The organism is Nodosilinea sp. E11 (genome assembly GCF_032813545.1).
GTDB lineage: Bacteria > Cyanobacteriota > Cyanobacteriia > Phormidesmidales > Phormidesmidaceae > Nodosilinea.
In genome coordinates, this window is the sequence record NZ_CP136520.1 from 2,239,333 (window position 1) to 2,264,765 (window position 25,433).

General features: G+C 57.2%; 22 protein-coding genes. 13 read left to right on the top strand and 9 right to left on the bottom strand.

What is annotated here, in order from left to right:
* The first annotated feature begins 97 nt into the window (after positions 1–97).
* Positions 98–1,408, top strand: a complete 1,311-nt coding sequence (locus RRF56_RS12190; protein WP_317037915.1) for a TetR/AcrR family transcriptional regulator — start codon at positions 98–100, stop codon at positions 1,406–1,408.
* A gap of 46 nt (positions 1,409–1,454) precedes the next feature.
* On the opposite strand, the gene RRF56_RS12195 is transcribed toward RRF56_RS12190, so the two are convergent.
* The 4 genes from RRF56_RS12195 to RRF56_RS12210 all read right to left on the bottom strand — a co-directional run bounded on the left by RRF56_RS12195 (position 1,455) and on the right by RRF56_RS12210 (position 4,324).
* On the bottom strand, positions 1,455–1,997 hold the full coding sequence (locus RRF56_RS12195) for a GNAT family N-acetyltransferase (RefSeq protein WP_317037916.1): 543 nt from the start codon (positions 1,995–1,997) through the stop codon (positions 1,455–1,457).
* Positions 1,998–2,010: 13 nt separating this feature from the next.
* On the bottom strand, positions 2,011–2,823 hold the full coding sequence (locus RRF56_RS12200) for a PhzF family phenazine biosynthesis protein (RefSeq protein ID WP_317037917.1): 813 nt from the start codon (positions 2,821–2,823) through the stop codon (positions 2,011–2,013).
* Between the two features lie 24 nt (positions 2,824–2,847).
* Complete coding sequence (locus RRF56_RS12205; protein WP_317037918.1) at positions 2,848–3,585, bottom strand: YdcF family protein; 738 nt, start codon at positions 3,583–3,585, stop codon at positions 2,848–2,850.
* 448 nt (positions 3,586–4,033) lie between these two features.
* Positions 4,034–4,324 carry a hypothetical protein gene (locus RRF56_RS12210; RefSeq protein ID WP_317037919.1) on the bottom strand — a complete coding sequence of 97 codons (291 nt, stop codon included), beginning with the start codon at positions 4,322–4,324 and terminating at the stop codon, positions 4,034–4,036.
* A 165-nt stretch (positions 4,325–4,489) separates the two neighbouring features.
* Here RRF56_RS12210 and RRF56_RS12215 point away from each other — a divergent pair, with 165 nt between their 5' ends.
* Positions 4,490–5,965: a PLP-dependent aminotransferase family protein gene (locus tag RRF56_RS12215; protein WP_317037920.1), complete on the top strand. Its 1,476-nt coding sequence runs from the start codon at positions 4,490–4,492 to the stop codon at positions 5,963–5,965.
* A gap of 46 nt (positions 5,966–6,011) precedes the next feature.
* On the opposite strand, the gene trxA is transcribed toward RRF56_RS12215, so the two are convergent.
* Positions 6,012–6,335, bottom strand: coding sequence for a thioredoxin (gene trxA, locus RRF56_RS12220; protein WP_317037921.1), 324 nt, complete (start codon positions 6,333–6,335; stop codon positions 6,012–6,014).
* A gap of 502 nt (positions 6,336–6,837) precedes the next feature.
* Between trxA and RRF56_RS12225 the strand changes: the two genes are divergently transcribed.
* From RRF56_RS12225 to RRF56_RS12260, 8 genes are all read left to right on the top strand, one after another.
* A complete protein-coding gene (locus tag RRF56_RS12225) occupies positions 6,838–7,458 on the top strand; it encodes an SH3 domain-containing protein (RefSeq protein WP_317037922.1) in 621 nt (206 codons plus the stop codon).
* A gap of 304 nt (positions 7,459–7,762) precedes the next feature.
* On the top strand, positions 7,763–8,746 hold the full coding sequence (locus tag RRF56_RS12230; protein WP_317037923.1) for a glutathione S-transferase family protein: 984 nt from the start codon (positions 7,763–7,765) through the stop codon (positions 8,744–8,746).
* A 112-nt stretch (positions 8,747–8,858) separates the two neighbouring features.
* Positions 8,859–9,296 carry a hypothetical protein gene (locus tag RRF56_RS12235; RefSeq protein ID WP_317037924.1) on the top strand — a complete coding sequence of 146 codons (438 nt, stop codon included), beginning with the start codon at positions 8,859–8,861 and terminating at the stop codon, positions 9,294–9,296.
* Positions 9,297–9,905: 609 nt separating this feature from the next.
* Positions 9,906–11,219 (top strand): CmpA/NrtA family ABC transporter substrate-binding protein, encoded by a 1,314-nt coding sequence (locus RRF56_RS12240; RefSeq protein ID WP_317037925.1) that lies wholly within the window; start codon positions 9,906–9,908, stop codon positions 11,217–11,219.
* 138 nt (positions 11,220–11,357) lie between these two features.
* Positions 11,358–12,203: a nitrate ABC transporter permease gene (gene ntrB / locus RRF56_RS12245; protein WP_317037926.1), complete on the top strand. Its 846-nt coding sequence runs from the start codon at positions 11,358–11,360 to the stop codon at positions 12,201–12,203.
* 311 nt (positions 12,204–12,514) lie between these two features.
* Positions 12,515–14,515 (top strand): nitrate ABC transporter ATP-binding protein, encoded by a 2,001-nt coding sequence (locus RRF56_RS12250; protein ID WP_317037927.1) that lies wholly within the window; start codon positions 12,515–12,517, stop codon positions 14,513–14,515.
* Positions 14,516–14,680: 165 nt separating this feature from the next.
* Positions 14,681–15,520, top strand: a complete 840-nt coding sequence (locus RRF56_RS12255; protein ID WP_317037928.1) for a nitrate ABC transporter ATP-binding protein — start codon at positions 14,681–14,683, stop codon at positions 15,518–15,520.
* A 382-nt stretch (positions 15,521–15,902) separates the two neighbouring features.
* A complete protein-coding gene (locus RRF56_RS12260) occupies positions 15,903–16,883 on the top strand; it encodes an exostosin family protein (RefSeq protein WP_317037929.1) in 981 nt (326 codons plus the stop codon).
* A 79-nt stretch (positions 16,884–16,962) separates the two neighbouring features.
* Here RRF56_RS12260 and RRF56_RS12265 read toward each other — a convergent pair whose 3' ends face one another.
* Together RRF56_RS12265 and RRF56_RS12270 are read right to left on the bottom strand one after the other, a co-directional pair.
* Positions 16,963–18,873: a fumarate reductase/succinate dehydrogenase flavoprotein subunit gene (locus RRF56_RS12265; protein WP_317037930.1), complete on the bottom strand. Its 1,911-nt coding sequence runs from the start codon at positions 18,871–18,873 to the stop codon at positions 16,963–16,965.
* 128 nt (positions 18,874–19,001) lie between these two features.
* The gene (locus RRF56_RS12270) at positions 19,002–19,751 is read right to left on the bottom strand and encodes a creatininase family protein (protein WP_317037931.1); all 750 of its coding nucleotides are present in this window, start codon (positions 19,749–19,751) and stop codon (positions 19,002–19,004) included.
* A gap of 472 nt (positions 19,752–20,223) precedes the next feature.
* Between RRF56_RS12270 and RRF56_RS12275 the strand changes: the two genes are divergently transcribed.
* Complete coding sequence (locus RRF56_RS12275) at positions 20,224–20,535, top strand: DUF6679 family protein (RefSeq protein ID WP_317037932.1); 312 nt, start codon at positions 20,224–20,226, stop codon at positions 20,533–20,535.
* Here the strand turns inward: RRF56_RS12275 and tilS are convergent.
* The gene (gene tilS / locus RRF56_RS12280) at positions 20,532–21,599 is read right to left on the bottom strand and encodes a tRNA lysidine(34) synthetase TilS (protein WP_317037933.1); all 1,068 of its coding nucleotides are present in this window, start codon (positions 21,597–21,599) and stop codon (positions 20,532–20,534) included. The two genes, RRF56_RS12275 and tilS, sit on opposite strands and share 4 nt — an antisense overlap.
* Positions 21,600–21,792: 193 nt before the next feature.
* Between tilS and RRF56_RS12285 the strand changes: the two genes are divergently transcribed.
* Entirely contained in the window at positions 21,793–23,646 is a 1,854-nt protein-coding gene (locus tag RRF56_RS12285; RefSeq protein WP_317037934.1) for a tetratricopeptide repeat protein, read from the top strand.
* Between the two features lie 348 nt (positions 23,647–23,994).
* Here the strand turns inward: RRF56_RS12285 and RRF56_RS12290 are convergent, their stop codons facing one another.
* A complete protein-coding gene (locus RRF56_RS12290; RefSeq protein WP_317037935.1) occupies positions 23,995–24,321 on the bottom strand; it encodes a hypothetical protein in 327 nt (108 codons plus the stop codon).
* 229 nt (positions 24,322–24,550) lie between these two features.
* Here RRF56_RS12290 and RRF56_RS12295 point away from each other — a divergent pair, with 229 nt between their 5' ends.
* Positions 24,551–25,402 carry an ABC transporter ATP-binding protein gene (locus tag RRF56_RS12295; protein ID WP_317037936.1) on the top strand — a complete coding sequence of 284 codons (852 nt, stop codon included), beginning with the start codon at positions 24,551–24,553 and terminating at the stop codon, positions 25,400–25,402.
* Positions 25,403–25,433 lie beyond the last annotated feature (31 nt).

Genomic DNA, 25,433 nt, shown 5'->3' on the forward strand with positions numbered 1-25,433 from the left:
ACCGCTAGAGGAAAGCTCGAATCGATTGCAAGTGCTGCTTACATGACTACCCTAACAAACTTCTCTGGTAAAATGCAAGTAATACTTTCTTTTTCCTATGGCAGCTCAGCGTAAATCGGCTCGGCAGCGGCTTGTAGATGCCGCCTTTCAGCTTTTTTCGAGCCAGGGTGTGGGGGCAACCACCACTCGGCAGGTGGCCGATCTGGCCGAGGTCAACGAAGTGACGCTATTTCGTCAGTTTGGCAGCAAGCATGGCTTGCTTGCTGCGGTCATGACCGAGGCGGAGGGGCTGGTGGGTTCAAGCGATCGCCTTGATCTAGCGACCCTGGGGCAATCGCCCACCGATGTGGCCCTGCAACGTTTTCTCGCCCAGTGCCTCGATACCCTCGACCAGCTGTCAGAACTAGTGCGATCGGTGATTGGTGAGGCGGGCCAGTTTTCGAGCGAGCAGAGCCAGGCTATGGGGCGGGGGCTGCACACCATTCGTGACTTCATGGCTGAAGGTCTAGAAACACTGTTGGCTCAAGGATCAGGCTTGGGGCTACCCCCGGAGGAGGTGGCTAGTCTGGTGATGGCCCTGCTGCTGGGCTATGTTGCGATCGAGAGCACGACTAGCGGCCTGCCCGATGGCCTGCCCCAACCCGGCGGGCTCTGGCCGAGTCGGGCTAAGTTTATCGAGAGTGTGGTGGATGGCTTGCTCAGTCTGCGGCTTCAGCCGACCGCAGACAGCCCCTTACCCGATCAGGCTAGCCTGTCTACCCCAGCGCTCAACCCAGACACCTGGATCGATCTGCCGCCCCCAATCGTGCATCAAATTATGCAGGCAGCCCGTAAACTTGGCAGCCAGACCTACGCCCTGGTCTATGTGCTGTTTGGGGCTGGCGTGGCGGCGGCGGAAGTGCCCCTGCTGACCCGAGCCAGCGCTCTGTACGACAGTAGCCAGCACATTTTGCTGGTCGGCCCCCACCATCGCCAGGTACCGCTCAACCAATGGATTATGGGCAAGCGCTACGGTACCTATACTAAAAATCCTCTCACCCGCTGGCTCAAAAGCCGTAGCGACAATGCTTCAGCCCTGTTCTTAGGACCAGACGATCAGCCGATTACGCCCCTGCGAGTGCGGCAGCTGTGGGCCGAGGTCACCGCCGACATTGTTTCGCCCCTGGGTGCGCCGCTCACCCTAGACCAGGCCCGAGCTACCTGGTGCGTTGAACTGTTGCTCAAGGGGCTAAACCGCCAAGAGCTAAGCCTGCTAAGCGGGTTACCCGTCGAAGCACTCAACCCGCTGGTGCAAAAAGCCCAGGCGCGATCGGCCTTAGCTCAAGCGCTGCGGCTCGATCAACAGTCGGGCTCTAACGCCGCGCCCCGCGACCAACCCGCCGATCTAGAGTTTGAGCTCCCAGATTAGGGGGTTGACAGGCTTAGACACCGGGATGGCTGTAAAGTACATCCCCTCAGGCGAGGCCTTGCCAAGGGTCAGGGGAGACCTCGGGCAAATCCTGAGTAGTCACGCGGGTGTCGTAGAGGGTAAAGCCGCGCGCCCCATAGTTTTTGTAGGCGTAGGGGCCATCGAGGCTACAGGTATGCACCCAGACGCGGCGGGCTCCCATCGCCCAGGCCTGCTGCACGGTCACCGTCAGCAGGTGACCACCCAGCCCCTGGCCGATGAACTGAGGCAGCAGCCCAAAGTAGACAATTTCTACGTTGCCCTCGGGCTGCGCTTCTAGCTCTCCATAGCCCGCCGGGGTGCCCGCCCTATAGGCTACCCAGGTTTGAATCTGGGGGCGATCGAGGTAGGTCAGCCAGCGATCGCGGCTCCAGGACAGGCGATCGCACCAGTACCACTGGCCCCCCACGCTAGCGTAGAGAAAGCGGCTAAAGTCTGGGCAGGGCACCACCGCCTGACGAATTTCCAGATCGCCATACCCGCTGAGCTTGGGCCGCAGCTGGGCCGAATTCAGCATTTCCAAATACCAAGTGGTGACCTCAACCTGCATGCTTTGACCTGCCTTAGTGAAGCAAATCTCCCTTCAAGACCGTGACGGCCTGGCCGCTGATGCGAACCCGATGCGCGCCGTCAGCCGTCCCAGCCTCGCCCTCGTCCTGCACCTTGAGCACACCGCCTCTCGCCGACGACTGGTGGGCCAAAAACGTAGTCTTGCCCAGCTTGGCTCGCCAGTAGGGGCTGAGACAGCAGTGGGCCGCCCCAGTCACAGGGTCTTCGTTGATGCCAATCTGAGGCGCAAAAAAGCGCGAGACAAAATCGTAGGGGGCCTCTCCTCGGCTGGTGACAATCACGCCGTGGACGGGGAACTGCCCCAGCGCCGCAAAGTCGGGTTGCAGATCGCGCACCACCGCCGCCGATTCCAGTTCTACCAGGTAGCCGAGGGAATTTTCCATGACAGCCTGGGGAGTTGCCCCTAGGGCCTCCGCCAGACCGGCAGGCTCGGCAATGGGGTGGGACGGGTTAGCCGGAAAGTTCAGCTCAATCCAGTCGCCGAGGCGACGGGCGGTGAGCACGCCGCTGCGGGTGTAGAACCGAGCCGGTTGTTCATCGCTCAGGTGCCCTTCGCTCCAGAGCACATGACAGGTGGCCAGAGTAGCATGGCCACAGAGGTCAACCTCCACCGTGGGGGTAAACCAGCGCAGCCGGTAGCCATCGGCTTCGGGGTAGAAAAAGGCGGTTTCAGAGAGGTTCATCTCCTGGGCCACCTGCTGCATCCAGGGGTCGGGGCGTGCCTCGGGCAGCGCGCACACCGCCGCTGGGTTGCCAGCGTAGGCGGCATCGGTAAAGGCATCTACCTGAGTTAACGAAATCGTCATAGGGCTAAACCTGAGCTAACACCATTAGCTGCGCGACAACGACTGCCGAATTTGATCGGCGGTCATGAAGCAGCGATCGCGAGGAAAGTCATTCGCCACCGTTTGGGCAAACTGGGGCAGCTCGCTGGCAGGACGACGTTCAAAGCGACCGAGAGCAGCGTAGCTGATTAACCCGAAATATTCACGTAGGGCTAGAAACGTTCGCTCATGAGAGGCCACCCCGTCTGGAATTGGCTCCATGTGAGGAATCACCGAGAACCCTAGGCTCTTAAAGGTGAGCCAGGCCCGCAGCATGTGAGGCGGGTCGGTGACTAAAATAATGTTGTCAACCCCCTGGGAGCCCAAAATGGCCCCCGCCGAGTGGGCTTCGTGGTTGGTGGTTCTGACGCACACGGCGTTGACCAAACCATCGGCGGGCAGGTTGCGCTCTTGCAGGCTGCGAAAGGTCCAATGGCCCTGCATTCTGCCCATGACTAACAGCTTTGAGGCCCGACCGCTGGCCATCATATCAATTGCCGTGTCGTAGCGCTTGCCTTGAATGGCCGATTCGCGGGCCAGCACCACAATGGCATCGACGGTCTCCCCAGTATCGGGGGGCACAAACCGCGTCAACAAGTAGGTGGCTGGCCACGAGAACAAGGGCGAAATCAACAGCCAATAGGCCACCAACACCCCCACCACTACCGTCATCATGCGCCGACGATAGCGGGCTCCCACCGCGAAAAACAGCACTGCGGCCACTACCACGAGGGTCAAGGTCATGAGCTTAGCGCTAGACAGCCAGTAAAAAAGCGCCCAGGAAAACTTTGGCCAATACACCCGCAGGGTAGTTCGAAGTAGGTCTAACATTGCCACATTCCGCCCGGTAAAGTTGTGAAGAACTGCATCTGCTGCATCAGGTCTAGCCTACTGATACAAATCTTGATCTAGAGGCAGGTCTCCCTCGATCGCACAAAATTTACAGGTGTGTATAGTCGAGGCAAACCCTTGGTGGCAAGGGCGTTAGCCATGTCTCCAGAACTCAGTCGGCATGGCTCATCCCAAATTCGCTCCACAAACCCCGACTCGAAGCAGGCAAAACCGTGGGGGCGTAGGCATAGCCGAGCGAGAGGCTCTATGGCATTCGCCCAGCGGAATCGGGGGGAGCCCAGCAGGATTTAGGATTCGGCCCCTTGACAGACGGAATTCTTGGGTGGGCAACGCAATACCCCTACGGGTAGTAGCGCTGGTCGGCCCAGGCCCGTAAGTCTTGCTCAGAACTGAAGGTATGGCGCTGCTGGCCCACCGGATCGTGAACCACAAACAGAGTCTTGCCTGCACGACTGCGTCGCACGGTCACGCGTAAATCTGTGGAGCCGCACAGATAGTCGAACAGTCGCCGTCCTACCCAACCAAGACGACCTTGGACCGCAGCCCAAACCCGCCCGAGCGAGTAGTCGGTGCGCGTGGGGAGCGGTTCTGGAATGAGCTCAAGCTGGGCGTATAAACTTTGGGGTTTCACAGGGCAGTCCTCCTACATCGGGCAATCGATTTGGCCTAGCTGAAGTTTCTTTGATTTACCCCTAGGCGAACAGAGGCAGTTCGACTAAATTGTCTTGGTAACAGTTTGAAAAATTCGAACTGTTCCGGTAGTTGACCCCCACAACTGTTCCTGGCCACCCCTCCTATGCCCCTCACTCCCCTCACCCTTTCTCCCCACCAGGTACTCTACGAGCAGGTGGCCGATCGCCTCCAGCAGCTGATCACCGACGGCCCCCTCAAGCCAGGCGATCGCCTGCCCTCAGTGCGTAAGCTGCGGGCGCAGCTCTCCGTCAGCACGTCCACGGTGATGGAAGCTTACCGACTGTTAGAGGATCGGGGCTTGATTGTGGCACGGCCCCAGTCGGGCTACTACGTCAAACAAACCGTTCTAGATCTGCCCCAAGAGCCTGCCCCCACGGCACCGCCGCGTCAGGCCACCGATATTGATATCTCGCTGGCCTTCGAGGTGATGAACCGCATGCGCGATGGGGGGTTAATTCAGCTGGGGGCGGCGCTGCCCGACCTAGAGCAGCTCCCTCTAGCCCAGCTCAACCGGCTGATGGGCAAAGTGATCCGGGAGGATCCAAATCTGACTCATTCCTACGGCACGCTGCAGGGCAGCTACCGCCTGCGGTCAGAATTGGCCAAACGCATGCTCGATGCAGGCTGCTCAGTCCACCCCGATCAGATGGTGATTACTAATGGGGCTAACGAGGCCATTTATTTTTGTCTCCAGGCTCTGACCCAGCCCGGCGATACGGTGGCGATCGAGTCGCCCACCTACTTTGCCACGCTAGAAGCGATGAAATGCTTGGGGCTCAAGGCCTTGCCCCTGCCCACCCATCCCCGCGACGGCCTCAGTCTGCCCCATCTAGAAGAAGCTTTGCAAACTGGCGAGGTCAAGGTGCTGCTGCTGGTCTCCAACTTTAGCAACCCCTTGGGCAGCTGTATGGGCGATCGCCAGAAAAAGCGCCTGATGAATCTGCTCAACCAGTACGACACCCCGCTGATCGAAGATGATGTCTACGGTGACCTCTGCTTCGAGGGCAATCGCCCCAAGGCGATCAAAGCCTTTGATACCGAAAACCGAGTGCTCTACTGCGCCTCGGTGAGCAAAACCCTATCGCCGGGGCTGCGGGTGGGTTGGTGCGCTGGCAGCCGCTACCACACCGCGATCGCCCGAATGAAGTCGATTCTCAACCAAAATACAGCGATGGCCCCTCAGCTGACGGTGGCGGCTTTTTTAGCCAATGGCGGCTACGATCGCCACCTACGCCACCTGCGCCGTAGCTACCACGAGCAAATGCTGCGCATGCAGCAGGCAGTGCGCGACTACTTTCCCGCCGAGACCTGCATGACCCGGCCCAGCGGCGGCCACGTGCTGTGGCTAGAGATGCCCGAGGGCTTCGACTCCATGCGGCTCTACCGCGAGGCCCTGGAGCGGGGCATTGCGATCGCCCCTGGGGTCATGTTTTCGGCCTCGGGTCAGGGCTACGGCAACTGCTTTCGGCTAAACACAGCAGTGCCCTGGACAGAGGCGATCGAGCAGGCGATGCAAACCCTGGGCCTGTTGATCAAAAAACAGCTTGCAGAAAGTTTTCTGCAAGCTGATCGAGCTTGAACATGACTGCAATCAGGCTCTGGCCTGGGGTTTAAGGAGTCTGAGGCTAGGCCAGATGCTTGTCGAGGGTGGTGCTGTATTCGTCATACTTTTTGGCACCAACGAGGGTTTCTGCTACGTCGCCCTGGGCAAAAAACACTACGGCTGGAATACTGCGAATGCCGTATCGTTTTGCCACCGATTGATTGGCATCGAGGTCTAGCTTGAAGACTTTGACGCGATCGCTATAGTCGTCTGCTAGCTTATCGATCAGGGGGGCAACGAGTTTGCAGGGGCCACACCAGGTCGCTGTGCAATCGACCACAAATAGCGTCTCAGAGCTCAAAAGCGCATCAAACTCAGCTTCGTCTTGAATATAGGCAGCGGGCATAGGTCAAATCTCATCAAAATCTTATTCTCTCACGGCGCTTCCCCTTCCTGCAGAACGCCATCCCATTGATCCGAGTTACCCTCCGTTAGACGTAGTCTGCTCCTAAAGCCATGCTGGGTGTCATTTTCGAACTTTGCAGAGCGGCTTTTCCTCAGACAAAGTGCAGCATAAAGATTATGTCTTCACCACAGAGCAAGCGCTGCTATAGGGCTGGTCAATCTCAACTAAACAATGCTGTAGCAATAACATTTATAGCCATAGTCACTTGGGTTAGGACATCCAGATACCTTAGAGAGGTTCGAACGTTCAAACGTTTTTAGGGACAATGTCTTAACCAGACTGGCTACAGCTATAACAAAGGCTTGGATGCGTTACTCAACCACCGACAGATCGCATGAACCCCACCCTATAACTTAATGTTGTTCTGCTGGCTTGCCTTTCATCGGATACGTTCAAAGTCAGCATCAGATTTACAATCCATCCATGCTTTTGAGGTCAGGCAATGCAATTACCCGCAGGAACCTACGCTACGACGGGTAGCCTCTACACCAACTCCTATAGAGTGATTTTTAGGCAGGGCGATCGCACCGGCATTTTGCTCGTCAATGGCCCAGCCAGCCCCTATGCAGGCTATGAAAATAACCTGGTCAGCAGCCTATCTTTTAAAGACGGTAGCGCCTCGATAGACGCGACCCAGCAAGTCCTGCTCATCAACCCTAGCCCAGACGAGGTATTTGAGCCTGGCAGGACACATTTTGCCCTAGCCGATCAGCCTGAGGTGGTGTGGGAGCAGATTAACGACACTGTCGAATTATCTGATGTAATGAGTGCTTGTCTGGCGTCTATCGATAGCTTTTCAAAAGTACTTCAGGGGCGATTTATTCAAGGCTTAGCCATGCTCAAAGCCGAAAATACCGCTTCACGCATCAATGTGCGCAGCGGCCCAGGTCTCAACTATACAGCCCAACACTACGGCCTAGTTGGGGATGAGGTCACCTGCCTAGCCGCCGCCCCAGGAGAAGACAGCTCTGACCAACTTTGGTACCAGGTGAAATTTGACCAGGGCCAGTACTCCTCTGAGGCAGAAGGCTGGATACGAGGCGACTTGATCGACTGGCTTTAACTGTGCAGCAGAGGGCAAAAGCCTCACAGTTATACCAAATCCGATTTGGTAAACCCCGGTTCATAATCCAGGAACCCCGTAGGGGCGTAGCATGCTACGCCCCTACAAATCGGGGGTATTCGTTCAGGATTCAGTATTAGAGGCTGTGGAGTGCAATAACGAGTTTGCAGAAGCCGCAGGTTAGCTGTGCTGGTGAATTGCCCCAGGCCATCTCTCCAACGCTCTTTCTAGCGCCAGAGGGCAGTTTTTTACGAGAGCGCTAAGCTGACAATAGCAATATGTAACGAAACATAAAGGAGATCCCATGGGATTGGGCCTACTTGTCAACGGTCAGTGGCAGCAAAAGCGCGACCAAGAAGATGACAAAGGCCGCTTTGTGCGGCCTGAAACCGACTTTCACCATTTCACCCGGGCAGATGGCTCTGGTGACTTTAGGCCAGAGGCAGGACGTTACCACCTCTATGTCTCTCTGGCCTGCCCCTGGGCGCACCGCACGCTGATTATGCGTGAGTTGAAGGGGCTTACCGAGGCGATTTCGGTGTCTGTGGTAGATCCTTACATGGGCGATGAGGGCTGGTTTTTTAGTGACTACCCCGGTGCTATCCCAGACTCAGTAAATGGGGTTAAGTACCTGCGCGAGATCTATACCCAGGCCAAGCCCGATATCTCGGGGCGGGTAACCGTGCCAATTTTGTGGGACAAGCAGACGGGCACCATCGTTAATAACGAGTCGCGAGAAATTATTCGCATGCTCGACACCGAGTGGAATGATCTGGCCACCAACGCCGTTGACCTCTACCCCGCCAACCTGCGAGACACCATAGACAGCGCCATCGACGCGATCTATCAGCCGATTAATAACGGTGTGTACCGAGCCGGATTTGCCACCAAACAGGAAGCCTACGCAGAAGCCGTCACCGAACTCTTCGATGCCCTCGACTACTGGGAAGGCGTGCTCGATCGCCAGCGGTATGTGTGTGGCGATCGCCTGACCGAGGCCGATATCTGTCTGTTCACCACACTCTATCGGTTCGATGCCGTCTACTACGTGCATTTCAAGTGCAACCTGCGCCGCATTGTCGACTATCCCAACCTGTGGGGTTACCTGCGCGACTTGTACCAGCAGCCCGCCTTTAAAAACACCTGCAATCTAGATCACATCAAGCGCCACTACTATATGAGTCATCCCGGGGTGAACCCCCACCAGATCGTGCCCCTGGGGCCGGTGATTGATTTTGACGAGAAGAGCGATCGCGCCGAGCGCTTTAGCCTCACCGCCGCTCGCTAACCGGTAGTGCGGTTGCAATGTACAGAGAGCGGGTGCAAATGCACCTTGGGTATATTGCTCCCCATGAGCAAAGGGCTTAGCCTGTTCGAGAAGCAAGGTACAAGGTGAAATTATGGACTTAATGGGCTTAGTCAACAGTGCGATCGCCGCCAAAGACACCGAGGCTAGCGGCGGCCTGATGGGTTCGATCTTGGGCAGCCTCAATAATGCCCCAGTTGAGAACAACAAAATTGGCGGCATTGCCAGCGACCTCCAGGGCATTTTGCAAACTAAGGGCAAAGGAAATCCTGGTTCTTTAATGAGCACGCTACAGACCGTAGCAGCCACTGGGGCAGTCGAACGCCTGTTGGCTTCCGAGCAGATCGCTGGGATCGCTCAGCACGTGGGGGCTGATCCAGCCATGGTCAGGAGCGTCACCCCGCTGATTGCTCAGTTTTTAGTCAAAGGGTCTAACAAGCAGGGCGGTGGGCTGCTGCAAAAAGTACTCTCGGGTGAGGTTGACCTGGGCCAAATGGCTGGCCTGATCGGCGCGGCTAGCAAGTTTATGTAGGGCTAACTAGCTGTCAACTGTCCGAGACGACTGATCCATAACGCTTTGAGCGGGGAGGGGATGACTGCGATCGCAGTTATTCCCTCCCCGTTTCTATGTAGGGTTATGCAGAACATACATCTCGCTCATGCGATAAAAGGATGGTTTACTGCAAAGAGTAACCAAAAATACAAAACAGGCGGCGAAGTTTGAATAACTTAACTTCAAATGCCGTGCTGCAAAAATGCAGAAATGCCAACTTTCATCCGGCGTTTTAGTTGATAAACCCACTTTAGGGCTGCGATTTTGTTAAGTGTGAACATTGTTCTGTCAATAGACCTTAGCCAGTCGGCAAATTTATCTCTTGGCCTTCTCCCAGGCTAAGGATCGTATCCCTCTAGGGGTAAAATCAACCCCCAAACTTGTCCATACAGCTATCTATCTCTGTCGGTTCTGCTAGCGTTGCCACAGTTTGATTGAATCAAGTCTGATTCTATAAAAGGTCAAATTGTGGTATTGGCGGGGCCGAAATTTAGATGAGCTTGAGGTCATCGGCAGTCATAGTATGGCAACGATAGACCATTATTTTGATCAGTTTTCCGCATCGCATACCGTTGGAGAAAGCGCACTATGACTCGACTAAATCGCCGCAGATTTTTGATGACCGCTGGCACTGCCGCTGCGGGTACTGTGCTGCTCCATGCATGCAGTCAGGGTGGGTCTAACCCCGCTGCCACCGACACCCCCACCGAGGTAACCCTCGGCCCCGAAGATACCCCCGAAACCCCTACCGCCAAGCTGGGCTTCATTGCGCTAACCGACTCCGCGCCGCTGATTATCGCCAAGGTTAAGGGCTTCTACGATAAGTACGGCATGACCGATGTCTCGGTCGAGAAGCAGGCCTCCTGGGGCACCACCCGCGACAACCTGGTGCTGGGTTCCGGTGGTGGCGGCATTGACGGGGCGCACATTCTCACCCCCATGCCCTACCTAATTTCTAAGGGCATTGTCACCGATGGCCGCGAAGTGCCGATGTACATTTTGGCCCGCCTCAACACCAACGGCCAGGGCATTTCGCTCTCTAACGACTATCTCGACACCAACGTGGGCGTAGACAGTTCGGTGCTGAAGGATGTGTTTGCCCAGCGCAAATCGGCGGGCAGCGAACTAAAGGCAGCGATGACCTTCCCCGGCGGCACCCACGACCTGTGGATTCGCTACTGGCTAGCGGCGGGCGGCATTGACCCCGACCAAGATATCTCCACCATTGTGGTACCGCCGCCTCAGATGGTAGCCAACGTCAAGGTGGGCAACATGGATGCCTTCTGCGTGGGCGAACCCTGGCCTCTGCAAACCGTGAACCAAAAGATTGGTTTTAACGCCCTGACCACCGGCGAAATGTGGAAAGACCACCCTGAGAAAGCTCTGGGTATGCGGGCCGACTGGGTAGACGCCAACCCCAAGGCTGCCAAAGCGCTGCTAATGGGCACTCTAGAAGCCGCCATGTGGTGCAGCAAAGACGAAAACAAAGAAGAGATGTGCCGCATTCTGTCGGAGCGGGCCTGGTTTAACGTGCCCTTCGATGACATCATCGATCGCTCCCAGGGCAAGTTTGACTTTGGCAATGGCCGGGTCGAAGAGCTGCCTGACCTGAAGCAGAAGTACTGGGATGACTACGCCTCCTACCCCTTCAAGAGCCACGACCTGTGGTTCCTGGTGGAGAACATTCGCTGGGGCAAGCTGCCCGCCGATACCGATGTCAATGCGTGGGTAGACGAGGTGAACCGCGAAGACCTCTGGCGCGAGGCGGCCACCGCCCTGGGCCAAGAAGCCATGATCCCCGAAAGCACTTCCCGTGGCGTCGAGACCTTCTTCGATGGTATCCAGTTCGACCCTGAGAACTACCAGGCCTACCTCGACAGCCTCGCCATCAAGCGCGTATAGGTTACCCTCACCCCCAACCCCTCTCCCCCAGGGAGAGGGGAGCCGAACCAGATTCTGCCTGGCCTTAACGTTTCAATTTTCCTTTGTCTAGCTCTACTGCCTCGTTCCTCTGTCATACGCCCTGGAGACTTGCTGACCATGACCGCACCCCTCGATATTCGTCCGGCGCGATCGCGCTTTAACCTGCAAAAGCTCAGCGGCCAGGCGTTGAACTGGCTCAAAGGGTTACTTCCGCCCCTAGTGGCCATTCTCATTTTTCTGGTGATCTGGCAAGTGATGACTATGGGGCCAGGGGCTAACCTACCCACCCCGGTGCGCACCGTGCAAGACACCTGGGAACTGATTATCAATCCCTTCTTTGACTACGGCGGCACTGACCGAGGCCTGTTCTGGCAAGTGTGGAGCAGTCTGCAACGGGTGGCCCTGGGCTTTACCCTAGCGGCGATTGTCGGCATTGGCTTGGGCATTTTGGTCGGCACCAGTTCACTGATGTACAGCGCCCTCGACCCGCTGTTTCAGATTTTGCGGACGGTGCCGCCCCTGGCCTGGCTACCGATTTCGCTGGCAGCGTTTCAACAGGCCAACCCCTCGGCCATCTTCGTGATTTTCATTACGGCAATCTGGCCGATCATCATCAACACCACCGAGGGTGTCCGCCAAATTCCGCAAGACTACAACAACGTGGCCCGGGTGTTGCAGCTATCTAAGCCTGAGTACTTCTTTAAGATTTTATTTCCGGCCACCGTGCCCTATATTTTCACTGGTCTGCGCATTGGTATCGGCCTCTCCTGGCTGGCGATCGTGGCGGCAGAAATGCTGATTGGCGGCGTGGGCATCGGCTTCTTTATCTGGGATGCCTGGAATAGCTCTCGCATTAGCGACATCATTATCGCCATTGTCTATGTGGGCATTGTCGGTCTGCTGCTCGATCGCCTGATTGTGTTTGTCGGCAGTCTGGTGCTGCCCGAAGAGCAAAAGCAGTAAACCTGTAGGGTGGGCACTGCCCACCATCCCATAATCGGTTCTGAAAACTCAACCTGTGATTCTGCCAAAGGTCTGCGGCGGGCAGCCAGAAACCCCCTAGGGCACGGCCCACCATTGAACCCCCGCTTCCCAAAATCAATTTGTGATTCTGCCAAAGATTGGTGGTGGGCCGTGCCCACCCTACCTGTTCTTTCTCTACCGGGGCATCGCTGCGCGGATGCACCCTACGGCCCTCTCTAGCCCGGCCCCTCCCAGGAGGGGATAACCATCCAAAATCCTCTGTTCGCCTGCACCTTCATTCCCTGAGCACCATGGCTGTATTTGTCGAAGTTGACCACGTCGATCGCGTCTTTAAACTGCCCACTGGGGGCGAATACATTGCCCTAAAGAATATCGACCTGCAAATTCACAAAGGGGAGTTTGTTTCCCTGGTGGGTCACTCAGGCTGCGGCAAGTCGACCCTGCTGAATATTCTCTCGGGGTTAGACCAGCCCAGCAAAGGCGGCATTGTGCTCGAAGGGCGGCAGGTCACCGAACCCGGCCCCGATCGCATGGTCGTCTTTCAAAACTATTCGCTGCTGCCCTGGCTAACTGTGCGCGAAAACATTGCCCTAGCGGTGAACCGGGTGATGAAAAAGCATCCCCAGCCGGTGCGCGATCGCATGATCGACCACCACATCGAGATGGTGGGTCTACAAAAGGCGGCGAACAAGCGCCCCGGCCAAATCTCGGGCGGCATGAAGCAGCGGGTGGCGATCGCCCGCGCCCTGGCGATTCGCCCCAAGCTGCTGCTGCTCGACGAGCCCTTTGGTGCCCTTGATGCCCTGACTCGGGGCGGTCTGCAAGAGCAGCTGATGAAAATTTGCCAAGAAAACGAAGTCACCTGCGTCATGGTCACCCACGATGTCGATGAGGCGCTGCTGCTGAGCGATCGCATCGTGCTGATGACCAACGGCCCCGAGGCCCACGTCGGCCAGGTGGTAGATGTGCCCTTCCCCCGCCCCCGCGAGCGCATGGAGGTGGTCAAGCACCCCAACTACTACAGCCTGCGCAACGAGATCGTCTACTTCCTCAACCAGCAAAAGCGGGCCAAGCTGCACAAGGCCAAGCCTGTGGTGGCCATGGCTGCCAACGGCCTAGAAAAGGTCAACCTAGAGCTAGGTTTCATTCCTCTAGTCGACTGTGCGCCCCTGGTGGTAGCCAAAGAGAAAGGTCTATTTGAGGCCCACGGCCTGACCAATGTCACCCTCAACCGAGAGCCAAGCTGGAATGCGATCGCCGATGGCGTCACCACCAAACGCCTCGACGCCGCCATGATGGTGGCGGGCATGCCCCTGGGCATTACCCTGGGCTACGGTAACCAGCAGCCCCTCCCCATGGTCAGCGCCCTCACCCTCAGCCGCAACGGCAACGCCATTACCTTTAGCAAGCATCTCTACGACCAGGGGGTGCGCTCCCTGGCCGACTTTAAGGCCAACCTCGAGCGCCGCCCCGACCAGGTGCACACCCTAGCCGCCGTGCACCCCACCTCTATGCACAACCTGCTGCTGCGCTACTGGCTGGCCTCCGGCGGCATCGACCCCGACCGCGATGTCAGCGTCACGGTGATTCCACCCGCGCAGATGGTGTCAAACCTGAAGGCGGGCACCATCGACGGCTACTGCGTCGGTGAACCCTGGAACGCCCGCGCCGTGGCCGAAGGGCTGGGCGTGGTCATGGCCACCGACAACGACATCTGGCCCGGCCACCTGGAAAAAGTGCTCGGCGTCACCGAGGCCTGGGCCAACCAGTACCCCAAAACCCACGTGGCCCTGGTCAAAGCCCTGCTCGAAGCCTGCGAATACTGCGACGACCGCCGCAACCGCGAAGAAATCGCCGAAATGCTGGCCAAGCCCGAGTACGTGGGGGCCGACGAGGCCCACATTCGCCAGGGCTTTATCGACCCCTACGATCGCGGTGACGGCAGCGAACCCCAGCCAGTCCACAACTATATTCAGTTCTTTACCGGCAAGGCCAACTACCCCGATGTCTCGGAGGCGGTGTGGATGATGACCCAGATGGCCCGCTGGGGCATTACCCCCTTCCCCCGCAACTGGCTGGAGGTGGCCGAGCGGGTGAAGCGGGCCGACATCTTTGGCCAGGCCGCCCGCGAGTTAGGGCTGCTGGATATTGGCCGCGATCGCCACACCATTCACCTGTTCGATGGCGTGGTGTTTGACCCCGACGAACCGCTGGCCTACCTCGATAAGTTCGCCCTCAAGCGCGACCTGCGGATCGAAGAAATCCCGATTGATGCCGCCAGCCTCCGATAGCCCTATCCCCTCTCGGGAGGGGTGCCCGCAGGGCGGGGTGGCTTGGTCTAGGCCAAGGTGTACCCACCCCTACCCCTCCCAAGAGGGGATTTAGACAGAGCCCACTCATTCACCCGCCCACTCATCCACCCCTTACGCCCCACACCTTACCCACACACACAGACTATGCAAGTGTTAAATTCACCTACCCAATCCCTTAGCTACCAGCAAACCCAGGAACCGTTCCTGATTATCGATAACCTCTCTAAGGTCTACCCCACCCCCTCAGGCGACTTTGTCGTGCTCGACGGCATTGACCTAGCCGTCAATGAAGGCGAATTTGTCTGCGTCATTGGCCACTCGGGCTGCGGCAAATCAACTCTGCTCGACATGGTGGCCGGGTTCCGCCAGCCCACCCAGGGCGAAGTGCGCCTGCAATCTCAAGCCATCCAAGAGCCCGGCCCCGATCGCATGGTGGTGTTTCAAAACTATTCGCTGCTACCCTGGCTCACCGCCTACGAAAATATTTATCTGGGGGTGAAGTCGGTCTTTCCCAACAAGCCCGAGGCAGCGAAAAAGCATATCGTCATGGAGCACCTGGAGATGGTGGGCCTGGCCGATGTGGCCAACAAAAAGCCCAGCGCCCTCTCCGGCGGTATGAAGCAGCGGGTCTGCATTGCCCGCGCCCTGGCCCTGCGCCCCAAGGTGCTAATTCTGGACGAACCCTTTGGTGCCCTCGACCCAATTACCCGCGAAGAGCTGCAAGAAGAACTGCTGACGATCTGGCGAGACCACCAGATCACCGTGCTGATGATCACCCACGACATCGATGAGGCTCTGTTCTTGAGCGATCGCGTGGTGATGATGACCAACGGCCCCGCCGCTAAGATCGGCGAGGTGATGCAGGTGCCCTTTGCCCGCCCGCGCGATCGCGCCCGCATGATGGAAGACCCCAAATTTTACGAGCTACGCAACGAAGCCCTCGACTTCCTCTACCACCGCTACGCCCACGACGACACGGAGTAAAGGCATACGGCTCAACTCACAGCGCTCAACACTGCAAAGTTGCACAATCAGACCCGGGCTGGCGAAGTATTTCGCCAGCTTTATTTTTAGCTACCTACTGATCAAGCTGGGTTGTTATTGAGTTGCCTCAGTGCAAGCGCTGCAGAGATGGTGGGGCTGTCCTAGCTGGGAAAAGCCCATCAATTAGGGTTTCAACGCAAAGCCATTCTCAAACTCTGATTTGCAGAGCCATTAGATTCGGATTCTACCACCAGTTCTAAATGCTATAGGTTAGAATGTCGCTGACTCAAGCCTGGTGGATAGAGCCCAGCCTATGGTCAAAAATTGCCATAGGTCGTAGTAGTTAAGCTGACAGTCAAATTGATAAATTGAATCAGCAGCGATGAAAGTATTAAAAATATTCCTAGAGGAATCCTGTTGCGAATCCTTAAAAAACACATTCCAATCAGAAGGATTCTCTATAACCTCTGATGCCAGCGAGGCCGATGCAATTATTTTTCAAGCTCACAAATATTCATACATCAAGAACAGTCATCTCTTTAAAGACTTTAAAGAAAAGTGCTTTAACCTGACCCAGTCAGATTTTCCCGGCTTTTTCCTTCCAGGGATATACGCAAGCAATTACAGGCATTTTTTTCGCGTCCTTACAGATGGCAGAACTAAAACTTTTAGCTATTTTTACATAGACAAGAATTCCAGAAATCAATATATAGATCCATACAAAGATAAGCATCTAGAAAAGAAATATTTGTTTTCGTTCATAGGAGGACCGACCTCACATCTCAGAAGAAAGATATTCAAAATATACGAAAACAACCCTTCAAACAACTTCCTAGTCAGATCATCGCTAAAGTATAATCACTGGGACGCAACGAAAAATTTTGAGCTAGAAAAAAAGAAAAATCAAGAAAATTATGTAAAAACAGTCAAAGAATCTCTATTTTGCATATGCCCAAGAGGAGCTGGCCACTCCAGCATCAGGCTTTTTGAGGCGATGGAACTAGGTATATGTCCAGTTATAATTGCCGACAGGTGGATTCCGCCTGTTGGTCCCAAATGGGAAGATTTCTCTGTCTTTATCCAGGAAAAAGACATAGCTAAGCTAGAAGATATACTATCACCTCAAAGCAATAGAGCACTTTTGATGGGTGAAAAGGCTAGGGAAGCCTTCGACAAGTATTTTTCAGACGAAGTTCGCCATGAACAGATTCACAGGTTGTTGCTATCTCTAATAGAAAACCGCGATGAATCACAAGAAAATCTAATCCACTATTTCTTTCCTTTACTCTACAACTCAAATAAGTTTTACAACAACATTACTCAGTCAATTAAAAAGCTGCTCTTGCTGCTGGGCATGAGGTAGTCAACATCCCTATTCAGCAGAGAAATGCTTCATGAATTACAAGTAAACTGGCCGGGCTATTTCTGCTAGTTGCTGAAATTTACTTATAGCTGCGCTGGGTGAGCTGCACGTTCTCAAAATTGAGATCTTCACGGTGCAGTTCTGGCGATCGCCCCTCTCTCGCATACTCCCACGCCGCCACAAAGGCGAAATGCTCGTCGTCACGTTTGGCTTCGCCATCGGAGGTTTGGTACTCTTCGCGAAAGTGGCCGCCGCACGATTCTTCGCGCTGCAAAGCATCCCGGGCCATCAGCTCAGCTAGCTCCATGAAGTCAGCGACGCGCCCGGCAAACTCCAGATTTTGGTTCCGAGTATTGGCATCCCCAGGGACTTTGAGGTTTTGCCAGAACTCAGCCCGCAGGTCTTGAATCTGGGCGATCGCACTCTCCAGCCCTTCCCGATTCCGCGCCATCCCCACGTAATCCCACACGATGCGGCCCAGTTCGCGGTGAAACTCCATCACGGTTTTTTCGCCCTGGATGCTCAGCAACTTGGTAATCCGGGCCTTGGCGCTGGCCTCCGCTTCCCCAAAGGCATCGTCATCGGTGGTCACAGGCGAGAACGCCTGCCCTGCAATGTAGTCGCCCAGGGTGTAAGGAATCACAAAGTACCCATCCGCCAAGCCTTGCATTAGGGCGCTAGCCCCCAGCCGATTCGCCCCGTGGTCTGAGAAATTCGCTTCACCCAGCACAAACAAGCCCGGAATCGTGCTCATCAGGTGGTAGTCAACCCACAGCCCACCCATGGTGTAGTGGACGGCGGGGTAGATACGCATGGGGGTTTCGTAGGGGTTTTCGCCCGAGATTCGCTGATACATGCCGAACAGGTTGCCGTAGCGGGCGGCGATGGTGTCGCGGCCCTGGGTGTTAATGGCATCGCGAAAATCCAGATACACTGCCAGCCCCGTTTCCCCTACGCCGCGCCCTTCATCGGTCATCGCCTTCGAGTTACGCGAGGCCACATCTCTCGGCACCAGGTTGCCAAAGGCCGGATAGCGAGTCTCTAGGTAGTAGTCACGCTCCGCATCAGGAATGTCGTCGGGATGGCGAGTATCCCCCGCCTTTAGCGGCACCCACACCCGCCCGTCGTTGCGTAGGCCCTCGCTCATCAGCGTCAGTTTTGACTGGTAATCGCCCGACACCGGAATGCAGGTGGGGTGAATTTGCGTGTAGCAGGGGTTGGCAAAGTAAGCCCCCCGCCGATGGCAGCGCCAGGCCGCCGTCACGTTCGAGTTCTTCGCGTTGGTCGAGAGGTAATAGACATTGCCGTAGCCCCCCGTGCACAGCAGCACCGCATCTCCGGCATAGCGCTCAAACTCTCCCGTCACCAGGTTACGCACCACAATGCCCCGCGCTTTGCCGTCAGCTACCACCAGTTCCAGCATCTCGCGGCGGGCGTAGACCTCGATTTTGCCCGCCTGCACCATGCGCATCATGGCGCTGTAAGCCCCCAGCAATAGCTGCTGCCCCGTCTGCCCCTGGGCGTAGAAGGTTCGCGACACCTGGGCCCCACCAAAGGATCGGTTGTCGAGCAGGCCGCCATACTCCCGCGCAAAGGGTACCCCCTGGGCCACGCACTGGTCGATAATGCCGCTGCTGATCTCCGCCAGCCGATGCACGTTGGCCTCGCGAGAGCGATAGTCGCCGCCTTTGATGGTGTCGTAGAACAGCCGCCACACGCTGTCGCCGTCGTTGGGGTAGTTCTTCGTAGCGTTGATGCCCCCCTGGGCAGCAATGCTGTGGGCGCGGCGGGGCGAGTCTTGAATGCAAAAGCTTTTGACGTTATAGCCCAGTTCTGCCAAGCTAGCCGCCGCCGAGGCCCCCGCCAGCCCCGTGCCAACGACGAGAATGGTGTGCTTGGCCTTGTTTTTGGGGCTGACCAGGCGACAGTGCTCTTTAAAGTGGCTCCACTTTTGGTTTAGCGGGCCAGCGGGAATGCGGGGGTCAAGCATGGGGGTAGGGCAGGTGAAGCGCAGCATGTGCCCCTATTTTAGACCTGTTGCCCTGTCAAGGCCGGAGACATACTAAAGCTTGCCGGGCCATTGCACCTGCGATCGCTGACCAATCGCCGCGATCGCCCCTACTCCGAGGCCAAAAAGGCCAGATAGTCGCTGGTCAGCTCTTTCACCGCCGCCTCGTAGAGCTGCTGCCCATGCTCAGGGGTGGCCAGGGCCGGGTTCGACCCCATCCGGCCATCGGGATAGCGCTTGCGAAAGTCGGTAGGGCTATAGATAGCATGACCTGAGGGAGCCACAGGAGGATCCAGCGGAGCCTGCTTAATGAAATCCGGGTAGGCATACTGGGTCAGGGCCACCTCACTGGGGGTAGCATGGGAGCCCTCTTGGTCGCCATAGAGCTCTTTCGCCAGGGTATAGACCGACCGAGCCATAAACCAGTTAGCCGTCTTGCAGCGCACCTGCTCAGCCTGGGGAATCTGGTCAGTGGCCAGGGCTGTATAGACCTCGGCAAAGGCGGCCTTGAGGGTAGCAATGTTGCCGCCGTGGCCATTGATAAAAAAGAAACGGGTAAAGCCGTAGCGTACCAAGGGCGTGAGGTAATCCTGAATGACGGCGATCAGGGTGCTGGGGCGCAGTGTCATCGAGCCAGGAAAAGCGGTGTGGTGCAGCGCCATTCCCACGTTGATGGTCGGCCCCACCAAGGCATCGGCGGCTTCACCGACCCCTTTGGCAATCACTTCGGCACAGATCGCATCGGTACCAATCAGGCCCGTGGGGCCGTGCTGCTCAGTCGAGCCAATGGGCAAAATAAGGCCTGAAGACTGGGTGAGGTAGGTTTCGACTTCGGGCCAAGTGCAGAGATGCAGCAGCATAGGGCAACGTGAGGAACGGGGCTGAGTTCTCACTATAGCGTTCGCCTTTAAGACCTAGTGGGCAAGCAGTTGTATGTCTTGCTACACTGCTAGGCTAGCTTCATTGATAAGAGAGGAGTAGGTGCTGGAGAATTGGCTATGGGGAGCAGTAGGTGCTGGGGAATATTTAGGCATTGCCCCAGACTACAGCTCCAGGATTAGCTAAGATCAATCCATAAGATAGAGATCAATCCACCGATGGGATCGACCCAGAGATGGAGATTATCTATCTAAATGGTGAATGCTTGAGTATCTGGATCGCTAGTCAAGGAGGAGCAGCCCCAGGGGCTATCATTCCACCCCCAGTGCTAGGCAACCCAGTGCTAGGCAAAGCCTGTCAATCTCAGCCCCCTCTCTGCTATCTACCGGGAGAACGCCCCCTGCAACCACTAAGCGAACAAGCGTTGATGTTACCTGTGAAGGAGCCGCGACTATGCTACACCGCAAGATCTATCAACTCTGTTGTGATGGTCAAGACGTGTGGATTTTTCTACGGGATCAACAGCGTTGGATTGAGCGGGCGAAAATTTTAGATATAGAAGGCGATTTAGTCACCTTTCGCTACGAAACCGAAGAAGATGACGAAATGTGCTCTTGGGAAGAGATGGTGCGTCTAGAGAGCATCGGTGCCGTCACTAAGCGCTTGGCCTCAGTTCCTCGGGGCGACGTAGAGCTAAATGTCTCTGACGACTGCCCAGAAACTGAGCAACTGAGCGACCCCTATCCAGAGTCAAACGCCGATTAATCTACTGGCCTATTGGGGTCTGAGAAGGTGTTGATGTAGCTGTTGCCGGTGTACCCCCCCTCGCTGCCCCGGCTCACCACTACCCACTCCCCCTGCACCACCGCCACCATCCTGCCTGGAAATGGATCGCTCTGGCTGCCGTTAGGGGCTGTGAGTAGGGCCACGAGCTTCTCGACCTGCTCAAAGCTCACCTGGGCACAGGTGGCCTGTTGGAGTACTCGGCGAACCACTCGCCGTTGGAGGGCCAAGGGGGCCGAGGCCAGGGGCGATCGCACCAGCCGCCACGGTGCATCATCGGTAGCAGGTAGCACTACTGTCTCGTACAACTCTGCCGCCAACCTCTCTAATAGCTCTACCTCAGCGGTGAGTAGCTCGGCGGTGTGGGCCAGGGTTGACTCTACCGCCGGGTTAAAGTGCTGTTGCAGGTAGGGCAATAGCTCCAGGCGAATGCGGTTGCGGGCGTAGCCAAGGTCTTGGTTGGTGGCATCTTCCCAGATGGGCAGGCCAAACTGGCGGCAAAAGTCTGCGGTTTGCTGGCGGGTTAGCCCCAGCAAGGGACGAACTACCGCGATCGCACTGGCTGGGGTCAACGGGCGCTGCCAAACCAGGGCTTGTAGGCCGTCGATGCCGCTGCCGCGCAGCAAATTGTAAAGCAGGGTTTCGGTGCGATCGCTGGCCGTATGGCCCGTCACTACACGGGTGCAGTGCGCTTGTCTCGCCAGATCGTCGAACACCCGGTAGCGCCACTGACGAGCGGCGGCTTCAGTGGAGTAAGGGGCATCGGCAACTACTACATTGCAGGGAATAGCCCAGCGATCGCACAGCTCTTTGACAAACTCGGCATTGGCCCCCGAGTCTGCCCGCCAGCCGTGGTCGCAGTGCACCACCCGCAGGTGCCAGCCCCACTTGGGCTGCAAATCGACCAGCAGCTTCAGCAGGCACACCGAATCTTGCCCTCCCGAGACGGCCACCAGCACCGTCGCCCCAGCAGGCAGCAAAGACTGCCGCACCCGCAGGAGCCGATGCACCCCGGCGTGGGTGTTACTCCAGGGAACCCCACCCATTAGTCGCAACTGTCCATAGTTTCAAGGCTTGCAGGATTGCTCCAAGTATCTCACTCCCTCAAGTCTCCCGGTAAAGAATCGCTGAACCGAGTAAAAGATCTGTGTCAAACTTGGACAACAGGTTGCCTCCGTCAGAGCCTGTTTTCTGCAACTGCCTTAGCCTGAAACCGCCTTAGACCACACCCTTTGACCTATGGCCCAGCCCTACCAAACGCTCATCGATGATATTGTTGCCGCCACCCTCAAAGGCAAAATTCAGTCGAAGCAGCAGGTGTACCGCATGCTGCAAGCGGGCATCGAGCCCGGCGGCGGCGAGCTATTTGAGCGGGCGCTGGCCTCTACTCTGGCGGCCCTAGAGCCCGACCTCTCCCCCGGCGGTGACGAATTTAAACACGCCAAAGCTGTGCGCAAACACCGTGCCCTGCTGACCATTCAAGGCGAATGGCAGCACTGGCAGGCCGACAACCAGGCGACTGCCACCCTCACCGGCATAGAAGCCGAAATTCTCAATGCGCCGCCCCCAGAACGGCTCTTTCAGCTCCTCGCCTCCCTCGACCCCAACCGCGACCAACCCCTCTCCCGAGAACAACTCTCTCAGCTATCTAAGGCGCTGAGACAAGCCCCTAGGCCTTCCGACACGGCCCCCGCTACCGAGGCCGAGCCAGCCCTTGCCACCCTCGCCGATGGCCTCGACCAGGGCTTAACCGCCTGGCAACAGCTCGAAGGCGACGTGGTGGGGTGGATCTACAGCCAGGGGCAGCAGCTTGGCTTTAGCGGCCCAGGCGATCGCACCGGTCCGTGGCAGCACTGGGGCAAAGTGGTCAGTCACCCTACCCTCAAGCGCCTGTTTGACGATCTGGCCCAGCACCAAACCGTCACCGCCGCTGGCGTGCCCTCTCCCCTTGCCGTCACCGACTGGATCGCCTGGGGCGTCGTCTTGCAACGCCTACAGATGGCCCTAGTGAGCTGGTTTGACCGCCAACCCTACGACCCTCAATCGGGTAAGCGCCTCTCGATCGCCACCTTTCTCACCTTTGCCGTCGTCTGGGGCCAAATCTCGAATCGCCTGGGCCAGCAGGGGCAGAATCCGCTATCGACAGGATCCTTTCAACTCGCCTTACAAGGGCTGCGGCAGTTTGCCAACCAGAGCTACTTTCCCCTCTACGGTGGCCTGTTCACCGCCCTCTCGGGAGAACCCCTGCGCGCCCTGCTTGACTACCTCGATCAGCCGCTTCAGAAGGTGCCCAACACAGCGGTCAAGGCCCGTATTCTCACCCTGCTGGGCTACTCCCAGCGGGCGTTGGGCAACTATCGTCAGGCCCAGCGCTTTCATCAGCAGGCCCTAGAGGCCGCCCGCGACGCCCAAGATGTGCCCTGCGAAATTGCCAGCCTCAACCACCTCAGCCGCACCTGTGTGGCCCAGCAAGACTTTGACACGGCCCAAGGCCACAGCCAGCGAGCGCTAATTTTGGCTCGCCAGAGCGGCGATCGCATCGGCCAAGCCAACGCCTTGGCCAACCTCGGCTACAGCCAAGTTGCCCAGGGCCAGTCGCAACTGCTCGAAGCCGAACAGTACGAAACCGTGCTTAGCTACCTAGAGCAAGGCCTAGCGCTGTCAGACCAAGTGGGCGATCGCCCCAGCCAGGCCCTCTGCGCCAACAGCCTCGGTATCGCCCAACTCAAACTCGGCCAATACACCGACGCCATAGCGTCCTTGCAACAGGGGCTACAGGTCGCCCAGGCAATCGGCGATCGCTTCCTAATGGCCTCCAACTTCGCTAACCTGGCCGCCGCCCACCAGGGCGACGGCAACCTCGAACAGGCCGTTCTCACCGGCTGTCTGGGCATGTACCTGCTGCATCAAATCGACTCCCCCGAGTGGCGACAGCCCGCCGCCCTGCTCAGCATTCTCTCCGGCCAGCTTGGCCCCGACACCTTCGAAAGCATTCTCGCCAACCACCGCCGCCAATTTTTAGCCGTGATCGGCGTCGACGGCTACGACTTCTTGCAGCCGCTCTTGGCGCGCTATCGAGAGTCGTTGGAGTAGGCGAGTGGATGGGTGGATGGGTAGGCGGGTGGATGGGTAGGCGGGTGGATGAGTAGGGAGTGAAGGGAGAAGACGTTCAGGGTTTAGAACCGCAGGGTTGAGTGTTGCCCACAAGCCCATTTGCAGAACATAGGTTTAAACCGATGATCTGCCAGTCCTTTCCGCTGGGTCCAGGGTGGCGGCACAGCCCTGGTCGAGGGGGTCTGGGGGCAATCGAAATGCCCCCAGCAGCAGGTTTGGCTTTAGGCCCAAGTCTTCGTCTACAGCGGTTGATGTGAGCTATAGACCTTGCATCGGGCGAACCGCCGTTCGCCCCTACGTTGGGCTTAGGCGAACGGCGGTTCGCCCCTACGATTGTTCTTCATCGGTATATTCGTCAGCGGCAACCCAGGTGCCCACGGGGCGCAAATCATCGGGAATCGCCACATCGTCGGTAAACTCCAGCACCGTCTCCCGATACCCCAAATAACCCGATTCCGTAAAACTCAGCAGCATCCGCCCCAGGGCAGGCCACACCACATCGGCAAACTCCCAGTCGTGGTTAAACCCAGCCCGGTCAGCGATCGAGCGCAGCGCCCAGAAATAGCTATTGCGCACCACCGAGCCCGACTTTTTGTAAGCCGGTACATCTTCCTGGTGAAGATAGAGAATGCCTTGGTCAATGTGAGCGCGCATGGACAAGTTAAAGTTTTGGGTTTGCGATGGGGGAGCCTGGCCTGCGACCTAAACCGGTTAGGAATGGGCGCTGGGGATGAGCGATCAGAAACCCCCTGGAGCCATCCTATCGATCGTGGGAATTGCTGTGGATGGGTGATACCGTAAGACTATTAACAATAAGTTACAGACGACCCAGGGCCAAGGCCAGACCGGTCGCACTGACTTAGCTCTGGAGCCTGTCGATCCCATGTCCGCTGCGGTTTGTCTGCAAAACGTCCACAAAGTCTACAATGGCGTCTCTGTCGTCAATGACCTCTCTTTAAACATCGAAGCTGGAGAAGTGTTTGGCTTGCTTGGCCCCAACGGCGCAGGCAAATCGACCACCATTCGCATGGTAACTACCCTAACGCGTCCTAGCGACGGCCATGTGGTGGTGGCAGGCTACGACGTCAACCGCCAACAGATCGACGTGCGCCGCCAGATTGGTGTCGTGCTGCAACAGACCAGCGTCGATGGTGACATGACCGTGTGGGAAAACATGGAATTCCACGGGCGCATGCACCATATCCCCAATCCCCAACGGCGCACCACCATTGATACCTGGCTCGACTATGTGGAGCTGGCCGATCGCCGCGACGACAAAGTCAAAACCCTCAGTGGCGGCATGAAGCGGCGGCTACAAATTGCCCGCGCCCTGCTGCACAACCCCAAGATTCTGTTTCTCGACGAGCCCACGGTCGGCCTCGACCCCCAAACCCGTCGCCGCCTCTGGGAGATCATTCGCGGCCTCAACCAGCAGGGCATGACCATGCTGCTCACCACCCACTACATGGAAGAGGTGGAATATCTGTGCGATCGCATCGGCATTCTCGACCAGGGCAAGCTGATTGAGCTGGGCACCCTGACAGAATTTCGCCAGCGCCACGGCGAAGGCATTGTCATGACCCAACAGGGCGATCGCTGGGACTATAGCTTTTTCCCCACTCTAGAGGCCGCCAACGCCCACCTCGACCAACAGCCCGACAAAACCGGCATGATGACCCGCCCCTCAAACCTCGAAGATATCTTTGTGGAGTTAACCGGGCGAAATTTGGATTGAGTCAAAATTCTCGCGTTGATCCTCCCTGCTG